Annotated in this window: 15 protein-coding genes; 5 read left to right on the forward strand and 10 right to left on the reverse strand. The window is 69.9% G+C overall.

The genetic code is table 11. From position 1 onward, the window contains the following. Positions 1-41: 41 nt before the first annotated feature. Genes APR04_RS02585 through APR04_RS02605 form a run of 5 tightly spaced genes read right to left on the reverse strand, consistent with a single transcriptional unit; the run spans position 42 to position 11,904 of the window. A complete protein-coding gene (locus tag APR04_RS02585; RefSeq protein ID WP_253867637.1) occupies positions 42-3,110 on the reverse strand; it encodes a Z1 domain-containing protein in 3,069 nt (1,022 codons plus the stop codon). Next, positions 3,107-4,069, reverse strand: a complete 963-nt coding sequence (locus APR04_RS02590; RefSeq protein ID WP_253867640.1) for a PD-(D/E)XK motif protein — start codon at positions 4,067-4,069, stop codon at positions 3,107-3,109. The genes APR04_RS02585 and APR04_RS02590 overlap by 4 nt, the downstream gene beginning before the upstream one ends. Continuing rightward, positions 4,066-5,571, reverse strand: a complete 1,506-nt coding sequence (locus tag APR04_RS02595) for an ATP-binding protein (RefSeq protein WP_253867642.1) — start codon at positions 5,569-5,571, stop codon at positions 4,066-4,068. Before APR04_RS02595 ends, APR04_RS02590 begins: the two co-directional genes overlap by 4 nt. A 1-nt stretch (position 5,572) precedes the next feature. Then, positions 5,573-9,025: a DUF499 family protein gene (locus tag APR04_RS02600; RefSeq protein WP_253867645.1), complete on the reverse strand. Its 3,453-nt coding sequence runs from the start codon at positions 9,023-9,025 to the stop codon at positions 5,573-5,575. Continuing rightward, positions 9,025-11,904, reverse strand: a complete 2,880-nt coding sequence (locus APR04_RS02605; RefSeq protein WP_253867648.1) for a DUF1156 domain-containing protein — start codon at positions 11,902-11,904, stop codon at positions 9,025-9,027. Before APR04_RS02605 ends, APR04_RS02600 begins: the two co-directional genes overlap by 1 nt. A 162-nt stretch (positions 11,905-12,066) precedes the next feature. Between APR04_RS02605 and APR04_RS02610 the strand changes: the two genes are divergently transcribed. The 3 genes from APR04_RS02610 (at position 12,067) to APR04_RS02620 (ending at position 13,846) form a co-directional block, all read left to right on the forward strand. Then, positions 12,067-12,450: a helix-turn-helix domain-containing protein gene (locus APR04_RS02610; protein WP_253867650.1), complete on the forward strand. Its 384-nt coding sequence runs from the start codon at positions 12,067-12,069 to the stop codon at positions 12,448-12,450. Position 12,451: 1 nt separating this feature from the next. Continuing rightward, positions 12,452-13,420 (forward strand): HNH endonuclease, encoded by a 969-nt coding sequence (locus APR04_RS30885; protein ID WP_253867651.1) that lies wholly within the window; start codon positions 12,452-12,454, stop codon positions 13,418-13,420. 66 nt (positions 13,421-13,486) lie between these two features. Continuing rightward, positions 13,487-13,846, forward strand: a complete 360-nt coding sequence (locus APR04_RS02620) for a helix-turn-helix domain-containing protein (RefSeq protein ID WP_253867654.1) — start codon at positions 13,487-13,489, stop codon at positions 13,844-13,846. Between the two features lie 81 nt (positions 13,847-13,927). Here APR04_RS02620 and APR04_RS02625 read toward each other — a convergent pair whose 3' ends face one another. From APR04_RS02625 to APR04_RS02640, 4 genes are all read right to left on the reverse strand, one after another. Next, a complete protein-coding gene (locus APR04_RS02625) occupies positions 13,928-15,673 on the reverse strand; it encodes a DEDD exonuclease domain-containing protein (RefSeq protein ID WP_372496056.1) in 1,746 nt (581 codons plus the stop codon). Between the two features lie 48 nt (positions 15,674-15,721). Further along, entirely contained in the window at positions 15,722-16,552 is an 831-nt protein-coding gene (locus APR04_RS02630; protein ID WP_253867657.1) for a phosphoribosylaminoimidazolesuccinocarboxamide synthase, read from the reverse strand. 156 nt (positions 16,553-16,708) lie between these two features. Then, on the reverse strand, positions 16,709-18,373 hold the full coding sequence (locus APR04_RS02635) for an alpha-amylase family glycosyl hydrolase (protein ID WP_253867660.1): 1,665 nt from the start codon (positions 18,371-18,373) through the stop codon (positions 16,709-16,711). 126 nt (positions 18,374-18,499) lie between these two features. After that, complete coding sequence (locus APR04_RS02640) at positions 18,500-19,264, reverse strand: lysophospholipid acyltransferase family protein (RefSeq protein WP_253867662.1); 765 nt, start codon at positions 19,262-19,264, stop codon at positions 18,500-18,502. A 55-nt stretch (positions 19,265-19,319) separates the two neighbouring features. Between APR04_RS02640 and APR04_RS02645 the strand changes: the two genes are divergently transcribed. Further along, entirely contained in the window at positions 19,320-19,967 is a 648-nt protein-coding gene (locus APR04_RS02645; RefSeq protein ID WP_253867664.1) for a hypothetical protein, read from the forward strand. Positions 19,968-20,052: 85 nt separating this feature from the next. Here the strand turns inward: APR04_RS02645 and APR04_RS02650 are convergent, their stop codons facing one another. Beyond that, on the reverse strand, positions 20,053-20,997 hold the full coding sequence (locus tag APR04_RS02650; protein ID WP_253867667.1) for an ROK family glucokinase: 945 nt from the start codon (positions 20,995-20,997) through the stop codon (positions 20,053-20,055). Positions 20,998-21,162: 165 nt separating this feature from the next. On the opposite strand from APR04_RS02650, the gene APR04_RS02655 reads away from it, so the two are divergent. After that, positions 21,163-22,995, forward strand: a complete 1,833-nt coding sequence (locus tag APR04_RS02655; RefSeq protein WP_253867669.1) for an AMP-dependent synthetase/ligase — start codon at positions 21,163-21,165, stop codon at positions 22,993-22,995. Positions 22,996-23,009 lie beyond the last annotated feature (14 nt).

The raw sequence follows: 23,009 nt of genomic DNA on the forward strand, positions 1-23,009 counted from the left end.
ACCGGCGGCGGCCCCCCACGTACAAGGATCGAGTCATGAACTCAGGTCGATGGCTCGATTGTCGCTCCCGCGCCCTTCACACGGACACTGAAGGCGACTCGTCCAGCCGGCGCGGCGAGGTAGGGAAGGGCCCAGGTGAACACTGTGGCAATATCCCCGGGTACTACCGCCGGCTTCGGCAGCCGAGCGGGCTCGTAGTGGTCCTTTGCGTCAGCGACGAAGTTGAGCAGGATGGCGCCTCTGGTCGGGCTCAACAAGTCGTCGGCGATGTGCTTGAAGCGGTCAGTGCCCAGCAGCACCTCGGCCCGGTCTCCCCAGGCGCGGAGCCGGTGGCCACCAGCGACGATCTCGAGAATGTCGCGTCGCTTCGGGTCCGCGCCGACAAATCCCGCTCGGTCGCGGCGACGAGCGCGACGGGAGACCGGCACGTCATGGCCGGAGACAGACCGTGTGGTCATCTTGGCATGGCCGCTCGTGGTCGGAACCGGCATGATCACCAGCCAGTCCAGGATCGTGCGCACCGCCTCGATCTGGCTGAGCATCTCCAGGGACGGAGTGAAGTCGTAGTTCTCTGTCCAGTGGAACCGAGCGACGGCGTCATGAACAGCGTCTGTGCTCACGATTCCGTATCGGGCACGATAGCTTCCATGCGGCGGAAGACCGTCCTGCCTGGTGGCGTCCGGCTCCTGCTCGGACACCGAGAAGAAGTCTGCCTCTGAGCCGGCCGCGGTGAGCAGGGGCAACATGGCCTCGAAGTGCTCGGCGTTGGTGGCGGGACTGCGATCGTCCTGTCGAAGGAAGTCCTCGGCCCGTCCGCCGACACCCTGAAGCATCAGCCGCGCGTTGAACATCTTGGTGCGTGCCGTCGGGGGGAGCCAGGGAACGGACTGGTAGACCAGCGGCGGCACGTCGATCGGGCGCACCCTCGGTCGGCCCCCCTCGTCGACGCCCTGGTACTGACGGAGCTGCGCGCGGAACTCTTCCTCGTCGCGGACGATGCCTTCGAAGGCGGTGTAGAGATCCACGGTCGAGCTACGGGGAGCCGGTACCGCGCGGCCGATGAACAGGCGAACCAGGTCGCCATAGCCCGAGCGGTACCCGAACCAGCGGCCCATCTGCATGAGCGTGGAGGCAGACGTGGCGCGGCGGGTGTAGTACGTCGTGGTCAGACCCTCGACGGTGAACCCACGGGAAAGCTTGGCGCCACCGACGAGAATCTTCCAGACGTCGTCCGCCTGGAAGTCGAGCAGGTCCTGCACCTTGGCCAGGTCCTTGTCGCCGTTGACCACCACGACGGGTGAGCGCCCTCGTGAGATGCGGCCTACGGCCTCACCGATGAACGGACGCAGAGCGGTGAACTCAGCAGGGAACGCCTCGTGTGGCGCTCGAGCTGCCGATACAGCCGCGAAGTCGTCTCGCCACAGCTCGTGCAGCCTGCGCATGCCGGCCGGCGACGAGTAGCCGGCTTCCTTCCATACCCGGCGGACGGCGTCCGCCAGCTCGGCCTGGTCATCCTGGAGACGGCTCTCGTGCACCAGCATCGTGTGGTGCCGGAACCGGTCGGGGTGGCTCTGTGCGCTGGCTCGGTACAGCTTGATCGCACCACTGAGCACGTAGGCGTCCAGAGCAGACCTGAGCTCGGCGTCGCGCGCGGTGTCGTCGTCGGCGGGTGCGTACAGCCCTCGAACGAACGCCCGTTCGTTCGAGGTCGCCAGGTCAGCTTCTGGCTCGTCGTTCGGGTCGCGGTTCAGGTCGTGGAACTGCCGTCCGCCCATGTACCCGGCCGGAGGGGTGAGCGACACGATGAAGTCCTTGGGAAAGATGTCTGCCTCGTCGTCGGGGTCGACGAACACGTTCGCGAACGGCGTGGCCGTGTAACCCACGTACTGAGCACGCGGCAGCATCTTCAGGAGCTCGGCGATGTGCCGGTTGATCGCGGTCCGGTTCCTTTCCTCTTCGCTCCCCTTGGGCCGCCTTGTGTTGACGGACGCCTCGTCGGCCTCGTCATCGATGATCAGTGTGGGGATGTCGTCGAGGCGTGCGCTGATCGCCTTGAGATCCTTGACGATCTTGGCCAGGACAGAAGCATTCTTCTTCACGACGGCGAGCCGCACGTCGACGCGTGGCAGGTTCTTCGGGTCGAAGAGCGGGAGGCTGGGGGCCGCCAGATGGTCGGTCTGCCGGAAGTCCAGGTAGCCGAGCGCGTTCCTCAGGGCCTTGTAGTCGTCGTCCGCGGACGTGAGGCGCCGGATACCGGGCTTCAGCAGGTCGTGCGGCTGCCCGCCCAGACTGACGAAGCGGCCGTCCTTCCAGTCACGGTCGTGCGACTTGACGTAGTCGATGTCCCTTGCCTGCTCCGGGTCGGCGGGGTCGCGTCCGCCCAGCAGGTTCTCCCGCCCGACGAGCTCCATGTCGAGGCGGCGCTGCGTCTGGCCGCGCAGCAGCTCGATGGTCCCGGTCAGCACGATCACCAGGCGGTACCCGGCATCGACAGCCTTGGCGATGGTGCCCGCGAAGTGCGCGGTCTTGCCGCTCTGTACGTGCCCGACCACCAGACCCTTCGACTGGTACGGCTCCGGTCTCATCGGATCGGCCAGGCGACGCACCACCTCGAAGGTCGTGGCGTCAAGGTCCGCTACCGAGGAGGGGGGAAGTTCTTTGACGTCCTTGAGATAGTCGCGATACGCAGTCCAGTAGAACGACTGCTGCATGGCGACCTCGTCCGTGTACCAGGGGTCCCACGGCAGCTCGTCTGCGATGACGACCGCGCCGCCCTGGAGGGGATAGGCGGCCAGAAGCCAGTCGTAGGCATCGGTGCCGAGATCGAGCTGCTCCACGATCCGGCGACGTCGTGACTCGCTGTGCGGCACGGTCCCGACGGCCCATCCTTCGGGATCCGCGGCATCCCATCGGCCGAGCCGCTGGGTGAACTCCACGCGGGCAGGGCCGTTGGGGTCGTCGGAAGTGATCTGCTCCACGAGGTCGGCCACACCGACGGTCTCGCCGGTCCTGCGCAGGTAGAACGTCACGACGTCGAGCAGAGGCTCGGGCCCGTGGCCCTCCATTCCGTGCAGACCGCGAACGACAGCGTCGGTGACCGGGTCGCTCATGATGGGGTCCCTTCGAAGAAGAACGAGGTCAGCGGCCCGCCGGGCTCGTCGGCATCGAGGTCTGTCACGTCCACGCGGTAGGTCAGCAGGTCGACGAGGTCGTCACGCGGTACGACGGCGTGCAGGCGGTCGGCCGTCACCGCGGGGAACCGGGTGTCGACGAGGTAGGCGGTCGGTGCCGTACGTTGCACGTAGGCGGTCTCGTACAGGTCGGCATCCTCGTCGTGCCAGCCGAGGCGCTCGAGATGGTCCTCGAACCGGTGGTCCCGATGGACCAGGCGCCGTACGTCGTGGACCAAGCCGGGCAGCGACGCCCCGTCCATGCCACGAGTGAGCTGGACCGAGACCAGCCACAACGGGCGCCCCGGCGTCGGGGTGAGCTGGCCGGTGCCCGAGATGGTGTGCCTGCGCCGCTCGGACAGCGTGGTCTTCACCTCGGCGTCATACCCCGGGAGCGCAAGGTCGTGCTGCTCGGCGAGCGGGCCGAGCCACCAGTGCAGAACGTCGTGCGGGCCAGATGAGCCCAGGAGCGACCGGACAGCGAGGAGCTCCCCCACGAGGCCCACCTGCTGCGCCTCGCTGAGCCGTGGCCGGGACATGAGCAGAGCCCGAAGATTCGTCAGCGCGGCGTTGGTCCCCGCAGCGAACGAGGCGCCGCCGCGCATCGCCTCGATGATGGCGACCAGCAGCCCGTACGCCTCGTACCGCAGATCCTTGGCGGGCACCGTGAGCACGTTCCAGGTACCACCGTCGCGTTCGGTCTGCGTCACGCCGACGCGTGCGAAACGTCCCAGGTCCGGGAACGTACCGTCGTCGGGCGTCCACAGCTCGAGGTTCTGCCGGCTCGGGTCCACGGCGAGCAAGCATTCCGGCGAGCTGCACACCGTCTGCAGGGTCGTGGCGCTCGCGGAGAGGTACGCGTCCAGCGTGGCGGGGCTGAGCTGGGGGAGAGCCGTCATGGGAGGCCTGTCCCGCCGTCGAGCTGCGCTTGCTGTTCAAGGACCGCGGCCAGCACCAGCTCCTGCCAGGCCTGGGTCTCCCGTTTCATCCGTGCCCCGTTCTTCGTGCTGGTCAGGTGGTTGGCGAGCAGCAGGTGCAGCAGAGTCTTGACGAGGGGCGCGTCGTTGTTGCGGTTGCTCCGGCCGCCGACGATCGCGGTCCGGTACCGGGCGTTGACCTTGACGAGCCGTGCTTCACGGTCGATCTCGTAGACCTTGTCAGGGGGCAAAGTTCGCCAGCGGATGTCGAACGGCTCCTCGCCGGGCACGGTCTCGGTCGCCTCTGCGTACGCGGTGCGGAGCGAGGGTGGCAGGCCGAACCTCGGCGGCACGACGGCGATCGGCCGGCCTCGCCGTCGACGCGCCTCCCGCGAGCTGTCGCGAGCCCGGTCGAGGAACCCTGCGAACGACAGGCCCGACCCAGCTCGCGCCTTCAGCACAGCGTCGGCCAGGGTCGCGTCGAGCACCACGCCGGTCTTCTCCGGGTTGAAGGTGACGTGAGCCCCGGTGACGGCGTCGAGATCCAGCTCGACGCGGGCGAGCTCGAGATCCTGCGAGCGGTGGGCCAGGCCGTTCCAGCCGCCGGCCTGGAGCAGGCGTTCATTGCGATAGACGTAGAGGCCCTGCCCGTCGTTGTCCCCGACATGGAAAGCGGGCGATCGGCGTTCCGTGGCCGGCCAGAGGTGGGCGCGGAGCGCGACGGAGCCACCGGGTACGTCGGCGACGAGGCCGATCGGATAGCCGGGCTCCGTCCCGCGATAGCCGAACGGGTCGAGCGGGCCGACGGCGCGGGGTGCGCCCGGGAAGCCGTCCTCGTACTCCTCGATCGTGAGCCGTACCTCCCCACGGGCGAGGATGCGGTGCAGCACGAGTCCCAGGTGCATGACGAGGCGGTCGATCGTGTCCTCGAGCCAGACGCCCTGCTGCATCGCCTCGGTGGAGCGCAGGAACGCATCGACGTCCTGCCACTCGACGAGGGTCCCTGAGGCCATCGCGAACCCGGCGTCGACCTTATCGAGTGCTGTCGCCGCGTCGCCGGTTCCGAAGGCCTCGACAAGGGGGCCGGAGTCGAGCGACTCGCGACGCAGCCGCCGTCCGACGGCGGTACGTCCCGCCTGCCGCGACCAGACGACCAGCGTGCGGGCCTGGCTCAGGGAAGCGGCCTTGAGCCCTATCCCGAAGTGGCCGAGCTCTGCCGTCCCGTAGCTACGGCGGCGGGCATAGGCCATCGCCGAGTCGATGGCGTCTTCGTCCATCCCCGACCCGTCGTCCACGATCTGGAGGCCGGTGGCGCGCCCGCCGTGCAGCACGAACCGGACGAGGATGTTGCGGGCGCCGGCATCGACGGCGTTGTCCACCAGGTCGGCGATCGCGGTGGACAGGGTGTGGTGACGCCCGACGGCGGACGCGATGGCCGGGTCCGGGGCGACCCGGCGGCTGGAGACGGGCTCGGGGACCGACACGTCAGCCCTCCCGGAACTCGGACTCGACGCCGAGCTGCCGGCCGTTCTCTCGCACCGTACGCACCGTGCTCGCGTCGAAGCCCTCAGCCTTCTCGGCGGTGACCTCCAGTGTCAGCTCCAGGACGTCGGGCCGGGCCTGCTGCAGGTGCAGCAGCAGCTCGTCGACCAAGTCCCTGAACTTCGCGCCGAGGTCGGCGTCGGCATCGACGTCGACGCGGGCGCGGTACCGGGCGTTCGGGACGCGTGGAGTCGGCGTCGATGCCAGCGGTGGGGGTCCGCCGACCGGCGCCGGCTTCGAGGCTGAGGCACCACCTGCACCAGGATCGGCGGTGGCCCCGGTCCTGGTCTCGCTGGTCGTACTCGCTTGGGCGGCCGCCTCGCGTTCGCGCTGCCGCTGGGCCACGGCCAGGTCCGGGCGGACCAGCAGGGTGGAGTCGGTCACCGGGCCGAACTCCGTGTCCTCCAGGGGAACGGCAAGACCGGTGAAGAGGCCCGTCGCGTGGTCGTATCCCTCGGCGAGCGCGAAGCCCTGGCCGGCGAAGGCCGCGTCGAACAGCGCGTCGGACACTGCCGAGACCAGGACGGACCGATCCCGCAGCCTCGGCAGGTAGGGGTACTTGCTGTAGTAGCCCCACAGCTCGCCGACGCTCAGGTGCCCGGTGTTCCACCGTGCGCGCAGGTGCTCCCCGAGGTCGAGCCAGATCATCTTGGGCGTGGTGGTCACCCGCAGCTGGTCCTCCTTGACGAAGCGGGTGCCGGCGCGGGTGGCGAGCCGCTTCTCCCCGCCGTCGCACCGCACCTGGCTGACCCGCAGCGGCTCGGAGGCGACAGGCTGCACGGCGTGCAGGCCCCAGACCCAGGTACCGGCGATCTGATCGGTCACCGTCTGGTCGGTGAGGCTGACCGTCTTCTCTGCTTGGGCGGCAGCGGCCTGGGTGAGGTCGAGCGACACCTTCTCTCCGAGCACGGACGACCAGGCGAGGAAGGAGCGCACCGTCGACTCCAGCTCGTCCCAGCGTCGGGTGTCGGCGGCGAGCAGCACCACGGTGTTGGGCAGCGACCGCGGGGCGGTGCCTCGGTTGCGGAGCACGTCCAGCGCGAAGGCGGCCGCCGGGCTGCCGAGGTCCTTGGCCGTGTGCCGGAACCGCGGGTGGACCAGGACCAGGCGCACCGCGTCGTCGTCGGGTACGTCCGCGCTGGACTCCGGGGCGACCACCACGCCGGCGAGCTCGACGGTGGCCCGGGGCGCCTGGGCCTTGAGCCGACGGACGACCTCTTCCCAGACGCGCTCCACGGGCAGGTGCCGGGCACGCTCGGCGGCCTCCCGGTTGAGCGACTTCTGGGTGTCGTACCAGTAGCGGTAGTCGCCGACGTAGAAGTGCGAGGACCGGTCGGCAAGAGCCTGGAGGGCCGAGCTGACGTTGCCGACCACGTCCCCGGGCTGGGCCATGCCCAGCAGGAGCCGCTTGCGCTCGACGCCCTTGACCTGGGAGCCGGTGGTGGGAGCGGACTGGACGAACACCGCGCGCGCCGTGCGGACGGTCACCGAGCGGTCGCCGAGCAGCGAGCGCTCCCCGTCCACCGCACGGGCCACGGGTGTGGCGCCGTCACCGTCGGAGTCGATGTCGGACTGCATGATCGCGTCCCAGGCGGGGGACAGGTACTGCACGACCTCGCGCCGGATCTCGCTCGAGCCCAGGGGGACGGAGCCCGGCAGGATCAGCGGGGCCGGGTCGCGGGCGACCCAGAGCTGGTGCACCACTGCGCTCATGAGGCGCAGCACGCCGCGCGTGCGCTGGAACTTCTCCAGCGTGGACCACTCGGCGTAGAGCCGGTCGAGCAGCTCGGGGTGGATCGGGTACGACGCGCGCATCCGTGCCTCGTACGCTGCCGTCGCGGCCTCGGTGGGGAACTCGCCGGTGTGCTTCTTGTAGAAGTCGGTGAACTTTCGGGCGGTGACGCCGATCAGCCGGCTGCGCTCGTCGTCGACGGGCTCGAACAAGCGGCGCCGCACGATCTCGTACGACTCGTCCTTCGATGCCGGCGCCCACTGGTAGGCGACACGCCGGATCACGTTGTCCAGCCGCGCCAGGGCCGCCCGGCCGAACTCGCCGCCGACCTCGAGATCCGAGGCGCCGGCCTCCTCGTCACCGGTGAGCAGCCGATCGCTGGCAGGTACCGAGACGAGCAGGAGCGCGCCCGGAACGGACTTGGCCGCTTCGGTAAGGGTCTGTGCGAACGTGAACTGGGTCTCGAAGTCGCCTGCGGGAAGGTCGTCCCGCCGGTTGAGCTGCCGCGCGTAGGCGACCCACTCGTCGATGAGGACCACCGCCGGCGAGTACGCGGCGAGGAGCGTTCGGAGCGAGGCTCCAGGGTTGGTGCCCGTGCGGTCGGCCTCGGCCACGTGCGCGTACCCCTCGGATCCGCCGAGCTGCCACGCGAGCTCGCCCCACAGGGTGCGCACCACGGTCCCGTCGGGCTTGGTGTCCGGTTGTCCGGGCGCGATCTCGTTCCCCACGATCGCGACCCGCTGCACCTCGCGGCCGAGAGCCTGCCCGACGGCGGACGGGTCACCTCCGGAGAGCACGTCCTGGACCTCCTGGGGGAAGTCCGTGAGAGCGCGGCCGGAGAACAGGTGCCACACGGCGAGCATGGAGTGGGTCTTGCCGCCGCCGAATGTGGTCTGCAGGTTGATGACGGCGTCCGCGTTCGTGTCCCCGCCGATGCGCATGGTCGACCGGCGCAGCAGCTCGCGCAGACCGTCGGTCAGGTAGGTACGACGGAAGAACTCGACGGGGTCGGCGTACTCGGCGTCGACGGGGGTCGCGCCCGGATGGTCGGGGAAGGCGACGCCGAACAGGTCGGCGGCGAACTCCGAGCTGGCGAAGCGGCCCTCGGCCACGTCCTTGTGCGGTGGCAGTACGTCGCGCCACGACGGCAGGTCGGCGTCCGCGGTGCCGGTGACCACCGCAGCCTTGACCGACTTCTTGGTGTCTCGTTCGTACTCGGCCCGCTGCACCTCGAGCCGCATCGCCTTGACCTCGTCCGCCTTGCGCACGTCGCCGATGGCGCGCAGCAGCAGCTCTGTGGTGTCCAGGGCGCGCCGGGTCTGCTCGGACGTGAACGCCTTGTTGTGCGCCCAGTCGTTGCGGGTGGCACGCAGCTCGCCCGCCAGTCCCTGCTCGGTGCGTGACAGCACGCCGTTGAAGACGTAGCCGAGGCTACCCATGGGCTCGGTGATGATGCGGAACTGGAGCTGCGGGTCGGCGCGGTCGTAGCTCTGCCCGGCCTTGCCGTTCGTGGCGTCCTTCGCCGCGAGCAGGGAGGTCCAGTCCAGGGTGCCCGCATGACCGGGCGGCAGGTGGGGTGCGACGGTGCGCTCGATGAACGGGTCGAGCGCACCGGCGAGGACCTCCAGGGCGCGGCCGACGTACTCGCGGTTGCTGCGTGCCATCAGTTGTCCTCGTCACCGTTGAAGTCGAACGCACCCTGGCCGGGAGCGGGTGCCGCCTCGCGGGCGAGGCTCGTGAGCTCGGCCCACGAGCCACCCAGCGCGTTGAAGACGCGTGCTTCTGGGCTGCCCTTGGAGTCGGCCAGCGTGTACAGGCGGTAGGCGAGGGCTTGGACAGCCTCCGGGTCGACTCGCGTGCTCGCTGCCGCGAACACGGGTGCGGCGGCATCGAGGCCGCCGTGCTCGTCGGACAGGATGCGGGCCAGGTGGCAGGTGGCCTCCCACACGGAGATCCGCACGTCGGCGGTGGGATCCCAGAGTCCGGGCAGGTCCGACGGTCGGACGAGGTTCACCTTGCCCGCCACGCTCCGCAGGATGCCGCCCTCGGCCAGTCCCTCTACCGAGGTGTTCATGGCCCTGGCCAGCACCACCGCCTCGCCGTAGGCCGCGGTGGCCCAGCCGTACTGGGAGAACCAGGCCAGGGCGAAGCGGCTGTCCGAGTCGAGCTCGCCCTCCGCCTCGGACTGCACCTCGTCCAGCACCTGGTTGATCAGGGCGAGCGCTGTCTTGACCGGCATGCGGGAGCCGTCCGGCTCCAGCACCGCCGAGTGCCGCGAGTAGATCGCCATGCCTGGACCGATCGCGGCCTGCGCGAGGTCCACCGGGGCGACGCCGCCCTGGCGGACGTCGACCAGGGCAGCGGGGAGCTCCTGCTGCAGCGCGGCGAGGAATGCCCGGCGGGACGACGGCGGCGCGTCGGCCGGGCGGGGACGGAGGGACAAGACGATGGAGGAGGCGAGGGCGTTGGTGCCCACCGAGATCATGCGCCCCCCGCGTTCGGAGCGGACCGGCCACGTTGCGGTGATGGTCCAGCCCTCGCGGATCATGCCCTCCAGGAACGTGGACCAGCCGGTGCTGACCACGCCCTCCTTCTCGAGCTCCGCCTGCTTGAAGGCGTAGAAGACGGTGATGGGGTAGTCGGCGCTCGCGGCCTGGCGTGCCCGGCCGAAGACGTGCGCGAAGCCGGTCTCGAAGAACTTCTCGGCTGCGCTTTTACCGCCGTGGCGGTAGGAGTTGGCGACCAGTTCCTCCGCTTTGGGGACGAGCATCGTGCTGAACAGCGCGGGGTGGACCGGGCGCAGGGAGCGACGGAGCCAGACATAGAAGAAGTCGCTCAGGTCGCTGTAGCCGATGTTGTCGTAATAGGGCGGGTCGGTGGAGACGATCACGTTGGTGTAGTCGCGGGTTGACGCGTCGGCCTGGTGGGCTGAGCCCACTCTCTCGGAAGGCAGCGCGTCGATGGCCTTTGCGACCCAACCAGCGCTCCACCCAAGGTCACAAGGCCCCTTGCAGAACGCATTGCCTTCTGCGTAGTCCCAGACCATCGGCAACGCCTGCCGAGCAAAGGTATCCGACACACTCTCCTTCGACGGGGCGGAGTTCCAACGGCACAGCAATGAGTTGGTCGATGAAAGCCGACTGACAGCCTGACTGAGGTACGTGGCGACCGCGTCGGCGTAGGCCTCCGCTTCCGTGCCGCCGTCGGCGAGACGGATGCCTTCCGGCTGGCCGGCGTCGTGGGCGTCCTTCAGGACCTGCTCGCGAGCCTCGGCTACGAGGTCGCTGAACGTGGTCAGTGCGGTGAGTTGCCGATCCGTGAAGTAGTCCGAGAAGGCGAAGAAGCCCCATCTGCGTCCTTGTGCGTTTCCCCCGAACGTTCCTCGCGCTCCTGGCGCGAGTGCCGTGTCGTCTGCGCGGATCGCGAGACCAGCTAGACGAGCAGAGCGCGCCGCTTCAAGATGCTCAGCCGTCGGCTCAAGATATATGCGTCGGCGTTTGCCTTCGGCTACTACAGCGACAAGTGCTGAGTCTGGTTTGTCCTCGTTGGGGACATCCGTCTGCCTGTGTGCCACCGCGGCCGAGATGAATGTTTCACATGCAAGGCAGTGCCCACCCCGTTGACCAGACATCGTCCCGTCGTCGTCCTTCGTCGGCGCCCTCTTCGGGTCGTGACCGATCGAGAAGGCGACCCGCCTGCCCGAGGCGACCGTGGCGTCGTCGACCACCGTGGGGACGACGTAGGCCTCCTTGCCCTTCTTCTTACCGAGCCACCAGGACCGCACGAGCGGCATCTGGATTCCGCACGCCGGGTTGGGGCACGTCACCGTCCGCGCCCAGATCCAGGCGATGACCGTGGCCTTCTCAGTCTTGCCGGTGGGCTCGCGGTCCTTGCCGAGGACGGGGACGTCGGCCTGCGGGTAGAGGTGTCCGATGCGCTCCTGTGCGCGGTCCCGCATCCAGGCGCCGTAGCGGCGGACGTCCTCGGCGAGGCCGGTGGCGCGGGGCCAGTCGCCCATCTTGGTGTCGGCGGCGCCGGGGAACACAGGCGGACGCCCGGCGAACTTCGGCGGGATCTCGATGAGCGCCTTGTTGATGAGGACGGCGACGGGGTTGAGGTCGCTCGCGTGGGCCTCCAGCCCGAGGCGCTGGGCCTCCAGGGGGATGGTGCCGCCGCCGGCGAACGGGTCGAGGATCGCGGGCGGGTTGCCACCGGTGGACCGCATGATCTCCGCGCGGGCTTCGGCGTAGAGGCGCTCGTCGGAGATGTTCTCCCACTTCACGAGCCGCCGAATGATGTCGTGCAGGCGCTCCCGCTCGACCTTGACCTCGTCCTCGGAGAGGTCGGGGTCCGAGGAGGGGTCGTCCACGAGCTGTGCGAAGAGGACCGCGCGGGCCGCGGCGAGCGGCCGTCGGGCCCACCACAGGTGGAGCGTCGAGGGATGGCCGTGCCGGATCGACTTCTCCCGGGCCGATTCTGCGTTGATCTCCTCCAGCGGGATCGAGACCTCGATGAGCTTGCGGCGGTTCCCCGGAGATGTCACAGGCTCAATATATTGGGCCTGTCGACCTCGGCCTGGCCGCCCCGGTCGCGCGGCCGGGTGAAGAGCCGTGCGGGCGGGTGAATCGAGCCCCGGCACGGCGCTCGTGAAGAGCCCTACATGTTGGGCAGCGTTGCGTATCCGCAACGGTGAGCGTGGGTTCTCGTGTCGGAAACCCACCTGGACCTGGACTGGTCGGCCTACGCCGAGGAGATCGGGCGGCGTGTCGCAGCGGTCCGACGACTCCGGAAGGTCTCGCAGACAGAGCTGGCGAACGTGGTGGGACTCTCCCGATCGCACTTGCAGAACATCGAGCGGTCCCGGAGCTCGGGCGAGGGCTCGGACGGGAACCCGTCGATCCGCAAGCTGGTGGAGATCGCCCAGGCGCTCGCTGTTCCCGTGACGGTGCTGCTCCCGCAGGGAGTGCCGCAGGCGGAGTACCGCGTGATCGGGGAGCGGCTCTGGCCGGGGATCGACAGCGAGGTCGCGAACGCCGTCGGGCAGCATCCGTTGCCGCCCCAGGTTCGGCCGAGCGCGCGGATCTCCTGACGTGACCGGACCAGGGGAGCGAGCCTACGTCGGCGTCACCGACAATGCCTGGGCCGCATTCCTTCACGCTCGCCCCGACCTCGCGGAGGTCAACTTCTGGCTACCCACGCCGTCGGCGTCGTTCAAGGCGATCGGCCGGGGCGACCCGTTCCTGTTCAAGACGCACTACCCGGCCAACCGCCTGGTGGGTGGCGGTTTCCTGATGGAGTACCGGATACTGACCGTCTCCGAGGCGTGGCGGTTCTTCGGGGAGGGCAACGGCGTCGCCTCGGTCGATGCCCTGCGCGACGCGATCGTCCGCTTCCGGACCCGCTCCGCGAACCCGGTCGGCCCCGGAGAAGACCCGCGCATCGGCTGCATCATCCTGGGCGGCGTGTTCTTCGCGGACGACGAGGCGTCACTCGCCGCGCCGTCGGACTTCGCGGGGAACATCGTGCGGGGCAAGTCGTACCCCCGTGCGGCGGGCTCGTACGTGGAGGACGCGCTGTGGCGGCTCCTGGAGTCCAGCGGCGGCCTGCGCATGCCCGGTGACGCCGGGCTCCCGACCGTGATCCGCGGGCCGGTGTTCCGGGAGCAGCCTGGGCTCGTGCAGGTGCGTGCAGGGCAGCGGCAGTTTCGCGCCGCGGTGACCGTTGCCTACGACCGCACCTGCGCGGTAACGGGTAACCGGATCTCGGCGGCGCTGGAGGCGGCGCACATCCGGCCCGTGGCAGCGGCGGGCCAGAACCGGGTGGACAACGGGCTGTTGCTGCGCTCCGACGTGCACGCCTTGTACGACGCGGGCTACCTCGGGCTCGATGCGGGCTACCGACTGCAGGTCAGCCCGCGGCTTCGTCAGGACACGGGTAATGGCGACTGGTACTACGGGCGGGCCGGCGCGGAGCTGCTGGTGCCGGAGCGGCGCGCGGACCGGCCGGACCCGGTCGCGCTGGAATGGCACATGGACGAGGTGTTCCGGCGGGCGGCGTGAAGGAAGGCGTGGTGCGGATATCAGCCGCGGCAGCCAGACTTCGTAGTCGGGAGGTGGTTGTTCACGATGGAATCATCAATGCTCGGCGAGCGAATCGCGAGGCTGGCGGGGAATGCCGGACTGAGTGAGGATGCACTCGCGAACGAGACGGGCCTCGGCCATTCGGCCGTCAGCCGCATCGTGAGTGGACAGCAGGAGCCCAAGGCCTCCGAGCTCTTGGCCCTGTCGCGAGCGCTCGCGGTGCCGTATGCAGAGCTGATCGAGAAGGCGCCCTTGGGAGAACGCGTCCGAGTGACCGCCCACACGGCTCATCCGGACGGTGTGGACTTGTCGGCGATTCGGGCTCGGCTGGTCACCTATCTGCGTATCGCGGCGCACCTCGACATTCCGAAGGCCCCCGCGATGCGAGGGCCTTCTAACCGGTAGCCGAAGCATCCGGGGGTGTACCGCTCATGGTGGTACACCCCACGCGTGACAGCAACGTCAGATCTCCTCGGCGGTAGCACGTCACGACACCGCCATCTCCACCCGCACCCGGTCCGACGCCCACGCCAGGTCCGCATGCGCCCCCGCCGCGCGCACCGGGCACGCCCACGTGTCGCTGAGGTGCACCAGCCGGACGCCGGGGGAGTCGAGCCACGCGATCAGCAGGTCGGTCTCCTCCGGGTGCGCGGCGGGCGCCGGCGGGACCGGAGGCTCGACGTGCTCCGCCGTGGTGCGCAGCGCGGACACCAGGGGGAGGGGATTCGCACCTGGCGCGGAGACGTCGGTAGCGGCCAGCCGACCGTGCTTGATCACGACGACCTCCCAGCCCCCGGGCTTGCCCGGGGCGTCGCCGATGCCCGACGGCCGTGCGGCGACCAGCTCAGCGCATGCCGCGAGCGGCGCCAGCTTCTGCGCTCGGTGCGCACCCGAGACGAAGGCGCGCAGGCGCCGTGTGACCTCGCCCGCCTCCTCGTACCGTTCCTGGTGAGCGAGCGTCGCGATGCGGTCGGAGAGCGCCCGCACCACCGGGCCGGGGTCACCGGTCAGCGCGCGGTGGGCGGCGTCGGCCACCTGCGCGTAGGAGGTGTCGGGAGCCTGCGTCGCCATGCACGGGGCGGAGCAGCGCCCCATGCCGGCCAGGGCGCACGGGCTGCCCGGGTTCTTGGAGACCAGAGGTATGCGCGCGGTGCACTGGCGGAGGTCGAGGGCGTCGTGCAGGGCATGAACGGCCTCCTGTGCCGTGCGCCGGGACACGAACGGGCCGATGTGCGCGGCGCCCGCGACCACGCCGCCCACGACCGAGAGCCGAGGGTAGGCCTCGTCGGTGAGTCGCACCCAGGAGTGCCGTTCCGGGAACTTCGAGCGCCGGTTGTAGCGCGGGGCGTGCTCTGTGATGAGCCGCAGCTCGCGCACCTGCGCCTCCAGCGGGGTGGCGCACGCGACCGGCGTGACCCGCTCGGCGATGCGCACCATCTCCGTGATCCGCTTCCGTTTCTCGGCGGCGGTGAAGTACGAGCGCACACGCTTGCGGATGTTGACGGACGTGCCGACGTACAGGACCTCGTCGCCCGGACCTCGGAACAGGTAGACCCCTGGTGCGTCGGGCAGGTCGTCGGCGAGGTGCCGCTTGCGACGCACCTCTGGCGGCACCGGGTCAGCGGCCGTCGCCAGGTCCTCGAGGTGCGTGATGCCCATGGGGGCCAGGCGGTCGAAGAGGGCGTGCAGCACGTCGACGGTCGCGCGCGCGTCCGCCAGCGCCCGGTGGTCGGGGGAGACGCTCGCGTGGAACAGGCGGGCGAGCGTGGACAGCTTGTGGTTGGGCGCCTCGTCGCGCGTGACCAGGCGCCGGGCGAGCGGCACCGTGTCGACGACGTCGAAACCTGGCCACTCGTAGTCGAGCCGGGCGCACATGGCCTTGAGGAACCCGACGTCGAACGGCGCGTTGTGCGCCACCAGCACCGTGTCGCGCGCGAACTCCAGGAAGCTCGGCAGCACCAGCGCGATGTCCGGAGCGGTGGCCACCATGGCGTTGGTGATGCCGGTCAGCCGCGCGATGAATGCCGGCACGGGCTGCCCCGGGTTCACGAGCGACTGGAACTCGCCCAGCACCTCGCCGCCGCGCACCTTCACGGCCCCTATCTCGGTGATGCCGCCCTCTTTGGCGTTCGTCCCGGTGGTCTCCAGATCCACCACCACGAAGGTCACGTCCCGCAGCGGGGTGCCGAGCTCCTGAAAGGTGGCCTGGTAGGCGGACGCGGTGGTGCTCACGCCGAGCACGCTAGCCGCCACCACTGACACGCCCGCCCGCCCGACGGATCAGGTCCAGGTCTCGCCCGTCAGCTGCTCGTAGATCTCGATGTAGCGGGCGCGGGTCTCCTTGACGACCTCGGCAGGAATCGCCGGGCCGGGGTAGGTGCGGTCCCAGTCGGTCAGCGTGGACGACCAGTCGCGGACGAACTGCTTGTCGTAGGACCACTGCCCGCGGCCGGGCTCGTACTCGCTCGCCTTCCAGAAGCGCGAGGAGTCCGGGGTGAGCACCTCGTCGGCCAGTGTCAGCACGCCGTCGGTGTCGGTCCCGAACTCGAACTTCGTGTCCGCGATCAGGACGCCGCGCTCGCGGGCGATCTCGGCGCCACGGTCGTAGATCTCCAGCGACAGGTCGCGCAGCCGGTTCGTCGTCTCCTCGCCCAGGTCCTTGGCGATCTCCTCGACGGAGATGTACTCGTCGTGGCCCTCGTCCGCCTTGGTCGACGGCGTGAAGACAGGTCGCGGGAGCCGGTCGGCCTCCACCAGGCCGGGCGGGAAGGCGACGCCGGAGACGCTGCCCGAGGCACGGTAGCTCTCCAGGCCCCCGCCCGCGAGATAGCCGCGCACTATGCACTCGACCGGGACGATCTCCAGGCGCTTGCAGCGCACCGCGCGGCCCTGCCACTCGGCGGGGACGTCCTCGCTGATCACATGGTTGGGTACCAGGTCGGCGAACTGCCGGAACCACCAGAGCGAGATCTGCGTGAGGATCGCGCCCTTGTCGGGTACCGGCGTCGGCAGCACCACGTCGTACACCGACACGCGGTCGGAAGCCACCAGAATCACATCGTCGCCGTCCGCGTAGACCTCGCGAACCTTGCCCTTACGGATCAGTTCCACGCGGCCAAGGTTAACCCGTCACGCGGGTGCTACCCGGCCGCGGCGGGTGCTACGAGAACGGGTTGAAGACAGCGACGCCGGTGTCTGCGAAGTCCTTCTCGTTGCGGGTGGCGACGGTCAGCCCGTGCTTGAGCGCGGTAGCGGCGAGGAGGAAGTTCATACGAGCTCATCGACATCAACGTCGCGAATGGTGGAGCGGTCTCGCTCGACGGCCAGGTCGAGCACGGCATAGCCGTGACCGGCAAGGTGCACGACGTCGGGGCCGCCCTCGCCCTTCTCGACGCGGCACCTCCTGGCGAAAAGCTCCAGGGCGTTCGCCGCGCCGTCGAGCGGCAGCCGCACCTCCGCGCGGCCCGGGTTCAGCACGACTGCGAGCGTCCCGCCCCGGAGATACGCCATGGGGTAGGCCGTGGCGAGCACCTCGACGGGCGACTCGACGTCGAGGCGGTGGTCGCCGTGCCGAAGCGCGATGAGCTCGCGCACGAGGTGCAGCAGCGAGTCCTCGTCGCCGAGCTGGCCGGCGACCGTCGGGCGGCCCGGGTCAGGGTCCTGCGGCAGGTACGTGGAGGTGGCAGGACTGCCAGGACCCAGCGTGCCGTCGGGGAGGTCGCCCCACTGCATGGGGGTGCGTGAGCCCGACCGATCGTATGTCGCGCTCAGGCGGGAGCCCTCCAGCGTCGGTGTATCCGGCACGTACCGCATGCCGATCTCGTCCCCGTAGTAGATGGACGGCATGGCGGGCCACGTCAGCGTGAGCACGTGCCCGACGCGTGCCTGCTCGGCGTCCCGCTCGCCCGCGACCAGCCGGGTGAAGTCGTGGTTCGAGGTCGGCAGACCCACGACCCCGCCCCGGCCGGCGGTCGCGATCGCCTCTGCCGCCTCGCGCCAGGCACGGGCGAACGTCTCCGCGTCACCGCGCGCGTCGGAGGCGGCCCAGGCCGGTACCTCGGCCCAGGCCGGGTTCACGGTGCCGGCGCTGTTGTTCCACAGGGATCGCATCGGGAGCCCGTTGTCGTCGCCCCCGAACTGGAGGAAGAAGTCCGCGTGGAAACCGGCCGGGACGGACACCCGCGGGTTGCCCCACTCGCTGACCAGCACCCGCCCGGGATAGGCGTCGTCCAGCCACGAGCGCATCTCGCGCCACAGCTTGCCCGTCTCCACGTGCCCCGGGTCGTCCTTGACGAGCGACGACGCCATGTCGACGCGGAAGCCGGCGACCCCGAGGTCGAACCAGTGCCCCATGATCTCGCGCAGCGCCTCGCGGTTGGCCTGCGGGCCCGGAGCGTCGACCGGCTGGCGCCACGGCTCGGCCGGGTCGAGGCGCGCGTAGCCGTAGTTCAGCGCGGGCTGGACCGGGAAGAAGTTCGGCAGGTAGAACCCGCCGCGCGTGCCGTGGCCCGGTTCGAAGCCGTGGACCGGCACGTCGCTCCAGATGAACCGGTGGTCTTCTGGGTCGTCGGCGGACGCGCGGAACCACGGGTGCTGGTCCGAGGTGTGGCCCGCCACGAGGTCGAGCAGCACGGAGATCCCGCGGCGTCCGGCCTCCTCGGTGAGCCGGGCCAGGTCGTCGTTCGTGCCGTACCGGGGCGCGACCTGGAAGAAGTCCGCGACGTCGTACCCGGCGTCGGCGAACGGCGAGACGAAGCACGGGCTGATCCAGATCGCGTCCACGCCGAGCCAGGCGAGGTAGTCGAGGCGTCCGGAGATGCCGGCGAGATCACCGATCCCGTCGCCGTCCGCGTCGGCGAAGGACTGCGGATAGATCTGGTACAGGACGGTGCGGCCCAGGCGTGCGGCGAGGTCGACGGCGGTGGAGGTCAACGGTCTGCTCCTTCGTAGGAGGTGCGGAAGGCCCTTCTGCGACGATGCTATGCGCGGACACCGACGCCCGGGCGGGTCAGACGCTCGGCTCGCTCCGGTCGCCTGAGCGCCTGACGGCTGCCCGGGTCAGCGCCGCGGGCGCTGCGGCTTCTCGACCTCCGGCAGCGGCAGCCCGCCGGGCCCCTCATCGGAGGCGGGGACCGGGGGCTCACCGCGCGCCGCACGCTCCTTCGCGCTGGCGGCGTAAGCGTCGACGTACTCCTGGCCGGACAGCGCGAGGATCGCGTACTCGATCTCGTCGGCGACGGCGCGCAGCACGAACTTGTCGGTCTCCATGCCCTTGTACCGGCTGAAGTCGAGCGGCTCGCCGATCACCGCGCCGAGCGGCATGAACGTGGGCAGGCCGCGCCCGGGCGGCTGGGCGACGTCGGTGTCGACCATGGCGACCGGGATGACCGGGGCGCCCGACTCCAGCGCCATCCTGGCCACGCCGGTCTTCGCCTTGTAGAGGCGGCCGTCGGGGCTGCGGGTGCCCTCCGGGTAGATGCCGAACAGGTTGCCCTCGCGCAGCACACGCAGCCCCGTGCGCAGAGCGGCCTCGCTCGCGGCGCCGCCAGAGCGGTCCACAGGGATCATGCCGATGCCCGTCATGAACCAGGCCACGATCTTGCCCTTGACGCCCTTGCCCGTGAAGTAGTCGGACTTGGCGAGGAAGGTCACCCGGCGCGGGATCAGGAGCGGCAGGATGAACGAGTCGATCACCGCCAGGTGGTTGCTGGCCATGATCGCCGGGCCTGTTCGCGGAACGTTCTTGGCGCCGACGACCCACGGCTGGTACGCGAGGCGCAGCAGCGGGCCGACCAAGAGGTTCCGCATCACCCAGTAGAACAAAATTCCTCCTCAAGACCCGACCCCGCGGGTCCCCTGACGACAATAGAGTGTGCCCATGGCCGCATCGAACACCGACGACCGAGACGACGACGTGCCCGGCGACACCCCACGCGAGCTGGGCGACGACGACGTGGCCTCACGCTGGGCCGACATCGTCGCCACACTCGGCGACATGGACGTCTCGCGGGCCGACGGCGCGGCCGCCGACCCGGAGAAGCCCGCCGAATCCTCTCAGACTTCGCGGCCCGATGACGAGAGCGGCGCCGACGACCGTGCCGACGACCGCATCGACGACCGCACCGACGACCCTGCCGACGACGGTGCCGACGCGCGCGCCACCGACCCTGCTGACGGCGAGCACACGACGGGGCCGCGCGTGATCCTGCCTGCCGGCCCGCGCGACTGGCCGCTGTCGCCGGAGTCCGAGGCGCTCGAGGAGGCGGAGTCCCACTTCACGCCGCCGGTGCCGCCCTCGCTGCTGTCTCGCGACCCGTTGCTCACGATGGCCTGGAGCTTTGTCGTGGGCGTGCCGACGCTGGCCCTTGTCGGGATGGTCGTGTCGGCGGCGATGCCGTCGGTGGCTATCCCGCCGCTGATCGGGCAGATCGGCGTCGGCCTGTTCGTGGCGGGCCTCGGCGTGCTGATCTGGCGCATGCCCCACCAACGAGACCCTGACGACGACGGCCCCGGCGCCGTCGTGTGACGCATCTGAGGTAAGAGTGTCAGAAGCTCAGGCCACCGAAGGTGACCTGAGCTTCTGACTTGTGCGGTGACCTGAGCGGCGAGGTTCAGCGGCGGGCGAGGTCCGCAGCGCCCACGATGCCTGCCTCGTTGCCGTGCTCGGCCAGCTCGATCTTCGCGACGGGCCGGTGGCCCATGGCGGACAGCTGCGCCTCGAAGCCCCGCCGTACGGGGCCGAGCAGCAGCTCACCGGCCGCGCCGACGCCGCCGCCGATGACGATGAGCTCCGGGTCGAGCAGGGCCGCCACCGACGCCGATCCCTCGCCGATCCAGCGGCCGAGCGTCGCGAGCAGCTCTATCGCGAGCGCGTCGCCCTCCTGAGCGGCCTCCGTGACCATCTTGCCCTCGATCGCGGCCGGGTCGCCGCCCGCTAGCTCCAGCAGCCGGGTGGCCTGGTTCACGCGCGCTACGGCGGCGTGCTGGGCGTCGCGCTCGAGAGCGCTGCCCGACGCGTACTGCTCCCAGCACCCTTCGTGGCCGCAGCCGCAGTAGTGGCCATCGGGCACGACTCGCATGTGCCCGACCTCCGCTGCCATGCCCCACTTGCCGCGCACGAGCTCCCGTTCGGAGATCACGGCGCCGCCGAGACCGGTGCCGACCGTGAGCATGAGCATGTCGGTGGCTTCGCGGCCTGCGCCGAAGCGGAACTCGGCCCAGCCGGCTGCGTTCGCGTCGTTCTCCACCATGATGGGCAGGTCCGCGTCCACGAGCTCCGCGACCTTCGCCGCCAGCGGATACTCCCGCCAGGCGATGTTCGGGGCGAAGTTCACGGATGTCCGGTCCGGGCTCACGAAGCCAGCGGCGGCGAGGCCGATCGCGCTCACCTCGTGCTCCTTGACGAGCTCGTTGCACGCGTCAGCGATGGCCCGGTCGATGTTCGCGACGTCGTCCGCGTCCGTGTCCCGGCGCACCTGGGCGAGGATCTTGCCCTCCTCGTCGACGACTCCCACAGCGATCTTGGTGCCGCCGATGTCCACCCCGATGGCGTGCATTCGTCCTCACGTTCTCTCGTTGCGCGACGACCTGCTGGGCCGTCGAGAAGGGGGCTGCACCGAAGCGGTGCGCACACCCAGGGTAGCGACAGCGCGAGACGCAACACACGGCGTCCGTTTCCCGGTATCTTTGCAGGCACGGTCAGTACTGCCACTGGAGTCAGAATGGACGAGATCTTCAGCCCGATCCTTATCGAGCTGCCCCCCACCTCCAACCTTAACGATGTGCTCGCGGAGCGGGTCGGCGCTGGTGCCGACAAGCCGATGATGGAGGTACCCGGCGGTGAGGGCGAGCCTTGGCGAGTCGTCACGGCCGGCCAGTTCGACGCCCAGGTGGTCGCTGTGGCGAAGGGCCTCGTGGCCCGCGGGATCGAGCCGGGAGACCGGGTCGGCATCATGTGCCGCACCCGGTACGAGTGGGCCGTGCTGGACTTCGCGGTCTGGGCCGCGGGCGCTGTGCCCGTCCCGATCTACGAGACCTCCGCGGCCGAGCAGGTCGAGTGGATCGCGTCCGACGCCGAGGTGAAGCTCATCTTCACCGAGACCGCAGGCAACGCCGCCACGGTCGCAGAGGTGCGCGACGCCTGTCCGATCCTGTCCGACGTGCTCGTCATCGACGACGGCGCGCTGGACACGGTGGCGGCACAGGGCGCCGACGTGCCGGACGCGGAGATCGCCCGTCGCCGGGCCATCGCCGACCTGGACGACCTCGCCACGATCATCTACACCTCGGGGACCACCGGCAGGCCCAAGGGCGCCGAGCTCACCCACCGCAACTTCGCCTCGCTCGCCGTGAACGCCGTCGAGGCGGTGCCGGAGGTGTTCGCCAAGGACGGTGGACGCACCCTCCTGTTCATCCCGATGTCCCACGTGTTCGCGCGCTACATCCACGTGCTCGCCGTAGCCGGTGGCGTGGTCACGGGGCACTGGCCCGATACGTCGACGCTGGTCAACGGCCTCGGTGAGTTCAAGCCGACGTTCATCCTCGCCGTGCCGCGCGTGTTCGAGAAGGTGTACAACACCGCGGAGCAGACGGCCGCTGCCGGCGGCAAGGCGAAGATCTTCCACTGGGCCACGGCGACCGGTATCGCCTGGTCGCGAGCGCTGGACACGCCGTCGGGCCCGAGCCTGAGCCTGAAGCTGCAGCACAAGGTCGCCAGCGCGCTGGTGTTCTCCAAGCTGCGCGCCAAGCTGGGCGGCCAGGCGGACTTCGCGGTGTCGGGTGGCGGACCGCTCGGCGAGCGCCTCGGCCACTTCTACCGCGGTCTGGGCCTCAAGGTGCTCGAGGGCTACGGGCTCACCGAGTCCACGGCGCCGACCAGCGTGAACCGCCCGTCGGCGACGAAGATCGGCTCGGTCGGCCCGCAGCTGCCGGGCTGTGGCGTCAAGATCGCCGCCGACTCGGAGATCTTGCTCAAGGGACACCACATGTTCCGGGCGTACCACAAGAACGAGGCGGCGACGGCGGAGTCGTTCACCGAGGACGGCTGGTTCCGCACCGGCGACCTCGGGGTGCTGGACGACGACGGGTTCCTCACGATCACCGGTCGCAAGAAGGAGATCATCGTCACCGCGGGTGGCAAGAACGTGGCGCCCTCGAACCTCGAGGACCGCATCCGGGCGCACGCACTGGTCAGCCAGTGTGTGGTGGTCGGGGACAACAAGCCGTTCATCGGTGCGCTCGTCACGCTCGACGCGGAGGGCCTGCCTGGCTGGCTGAAGATGCACGGCAAGCCGGCGCTGTCCGTGGACGAGGCGCGCAAGGACCCCGACGTCCTCGCCGCGCTGGACTCCGCCGTGCAGCGCGCCAACAAGGCGGTCTCCACGGCGGAGTCGATCCGCAAGTACACGGTGCTGCCGGGCGACCTGACCATCGAGAACGGGTACCTCACGCCGAAGCAGAGCGTGAAGCGCGCGGTGTTCCTCAAGGACTTCGACGCCGACGTCGAGCGTCTGTACTCGGACAAGAACAAGGAGAGTCTGCACCTGATCGGCTGAGCTGCGGTCGGTGC

The organism is Promicromonospora umidemergens (assembly GCF_024171995.1).
In the GTDB taxonomy this organism is placed as follows: domain Bacteria; phylum Actinomycetota; class Actinomycetes; order Actinomycetales; family Cellulomonadaceae; genus Promicromonospora; species Promicromonospora umidemergens.

Coding starts and splice junctions, on each gene's coding strand:
- APR04_RS02620 (WP_253867654.1), top strand. CDS start 13,487: ATGGAATCATCAATGCTCGGCGAGCGAATCGCGAGGCTGGCGGGGAAT.
- APR04_RS02650 (WP_253867667.1), bottom strand. CDS start 20,997: ATGCACGCCATCGGGGTGGACATCGGCGGCACCAAGATCGCTGTGGGA.
- APR04_RS02645 (WP_253867664.1), top strand. CDS start 19,320: ATGGCCGCATCGAACACCGACGACCGAGACGACGACGTGCCCGGCGAC.
- APR04_RS02590 (WP_253867640.1), bottom strand. CDS start 4,069: ATGACGGCTCTCCCCCAGCTCAGCCCCGCCACGCTGGACGCGTACCTC.
- APR04_RS02585 (WP_253867637.1), bottom strand. CDS start 3,110: ATGAGCGACCCGGTCACCGACGCTGTCGTTCGCGGTCTGCACGGAATG.
- APR04_RS02655 (WP_253867669.1), top strand. CDS start 21,163: ATGGACGAGATCTTCAGCCCGATCCTTATCGAGCTGCCCCCCACCTCC.
- APR04_RS02600 (WP_253867645.1), bottom strand. CDS start 9,025: ATGGCACGCAGCAACCGCGAGTACGTCGGCCGCGCCCTGGAGGTCCTC.